Below are 2,337 nucleotides of genomic sequence, written 5' to 3'. Positions count from 1 at the left end.
GTTCAGTGGGGCGTCGAATACATCATGGCAAACCTGCCGAAACAGCCCGGCCAGTAAGCCTCACAGAAAGCCAATCCATGACGAACCTCCTAAGACTATCCGCCGCTGTCTGTTTTCTCGCGATTGTGGGCTGCCAGTCGGTGGCGCAGGGCAAGCCGTCCGAGACCATTCCGACAAACGGCATCGCGTACAATGTTGCAACCTATGGCGATCCGGAAGCAGAAGCCGTCGTCCTCATGCATGGCTGGATGGGAACCTCGCACACCTGGCGGAAACTGGCGCCGCTACTGACTGATGACTGGTTCGTGATCGTCCCCGACATGCGCGGACATGGCGGCAGCGACAAACCGGAAGCCGGCTATGACGCTGTGAACATGGCCGCGGACATCGCCGGCGTGCTCGATCATTTTGGCAAGGACCGGGCCCACATTGTCGGGCATGATATGGGGGCGCTGGTCGCGCTCGCCTTTGCGGGCACTTATCCGGACCGAAGCTATTCGCTGACATATCTGGACGAACCGCTGGTCGGCTACAACCTCGATGAGTTCACGGTCTACCGTGAAGAGACCTATGGCGGCTACTGGCACTTCGGCTTCAACTCCGCACCGGGACTTGCCGAAACCCTCGTTGATGGCAAGGAGCAGGAGTTCGTCGATTGGTTCGTGCCGCTTATGCACGCGCCAAATCCCGATGCGGTCACCGCAGAGGACCGCGCCATTTACGCCGACAGCCTTCGCACCGAGAACGGGATCGCCGGAAGCGTAGGTTGGTATCGCGCCACCTTCGAGACCGCCCGCCAGCTACGGGCCCTCGGCGATGCCGGGATCACCGTTCCGATCATGGCCTGGGGCGGCCAACATGGCGTTCCGGTCACCCATGCGCAGATGAGCTTCATCACCGATAGCGCCCGCGGCGGCGTGATCGACAATGCAGGTCATCTGATCCCGGAAGAAAAGCCGGACTTCCTGGCCGGCGAAATGCGGACCTTCTTCTCCGAGACCGAGACCAAATAGATAATGGGTCGCAGGCGTTTAGGAGCCCCGCGCCACTTTCTCGCCCCCCTGATCGCATGCGGCTCGCTCATAAGCCCTGCGGTCGCAGAGGCGCAAGACTGGTCGGTCGACCTGGAGGGAGCAACGAGACTTCGCGTCGACGGCTACGACAATCCCGTTTTCGGCTTGCAGGCTGCAGAAGACTTCATGTCGCTGCAGTATCGCGCGACGGGCAAGGCTTCTGCAAAGCACAGCTCGGGGTTCAGCGCCGTTCTGGAGCTTGGATATTATGATGAGGCAGGCCGCTCGCCTGGACCGCGACGAACCGACCGCAATCACGGCGATATCCTGCAGGCTTACCTGTCCTACACCGAGGCTTTCGCCGCGTGGGACTGGGATGTGCGGCTCGGGCGTCAGCGTAACCCGCAGGGACAAAGCCGGCTGAATGCTGGCCGGGAGGCGCCAAACGCAATTCGCTCATTTGACGGCGTTTCTTTGTCTGCCAGCCGGGGCGATGTCCGATTGAGCCTTTTTGCCCTGCGCCCCGTCAAGGGTTCCTTTGGATCTTTCGACGATCAGACTGACTATTCGGAAGGATTCTGGGGCGGATACCTCTCAAATCTGGATGTCGCCGGCACCCTGCATGCGGACCTCTATTACTTTGGCCGGAAGGATGAACAGGCGCGCTGGGCGCAAGGCGCTGGAAGCGAAGAACGGCACTCCATTGGAAGCCGAATATTCGGCGACGTGGCCGGCTGGACGGGAAATATTGAACTGATCTATCAGTTTGGGCAGTTCGAGAGTGCGCCGCTGAAAGCCTGGGGCGCAGGCTGGGAAATCTCCCGGCCGGTTTCAACGCCGGGCAGGCGGCTGGATGTCGGCCTGCGAGGCAATGTCGTCTCGGGAGACAAGGACCCGGACGATCCTTCACTGCAGACCTTTAGCGCGATCTATCCGCGTTTCACTTATTACTCGCCCTCAGCCACACTGGCACCGACAAACTCATGGGACGTGCAGGTTTTCTCGGATCTTGAGCTCACAAGCGCTTCAACCCTTGCAATTGCGGCGGGCCTGATCGAGCGGCTGGAACCGGGCGACGACGTCTACGCCGTGCCCTATGTCCCGCTTGGCTTTGCCGATGGACCGAGCGATAGCGCGATTGGGAAGATTATCTCAATCGAATATCAGAACCAGATCACCCCGAAGGCGTCGGTCACCGGATCGCTAACCTACATCCGAGCCGGCCCGCTGCTGAGATCGAGCGGCGGAGAAGACATCACGCACTTTGCGATTACCTTGTCGAACCGCTTCTAGATTTATTCGCGCTAACCAGCGGTCCGCGGAC

The 2,337-nt window shown here is 60.4% G+C and carries 2 protein-coding genes; both read left to right on the top strand.

All coding sequences use genetic code 11. The annotated features are described in order from the left end of the window. Positions 1–1,013 (top strand): alpha/beta fold hydrolase (locus WA989_RS07475; RefSeq protein ID WP_424339879.1); only part of this gene is annotated, 1,013 nt, incomplete at its 5' end. Positions 1,014–1,016: 3 nt separating this feature from the next. Then, the gene (locus WA989_RS07470; protein ID WP_424339878.1) at positions 1,017–2,306 is read left to right on the top strand and encodes an alginate export family protein; all 1,290 of its coding nucleotides are present in this window, start codon (positions 1,017–1,019) and stop codon (positions 2,304–2,306) included. The last annotated feature ends 31 nt before the right edge of the window (positions 2,307–2,337 follow it).

It is taken from the genome of Henriciella sp. (assembly GCF_049649345.1).
GTDB lineage: Bacteria > Pseudomonadota > Alphaproteobacteria > Caulobacterales > Hyphomonadaceae > Henriciella.
This window is presented reverse-complemented; position numbering and strand designations above follow the sequence as displayed.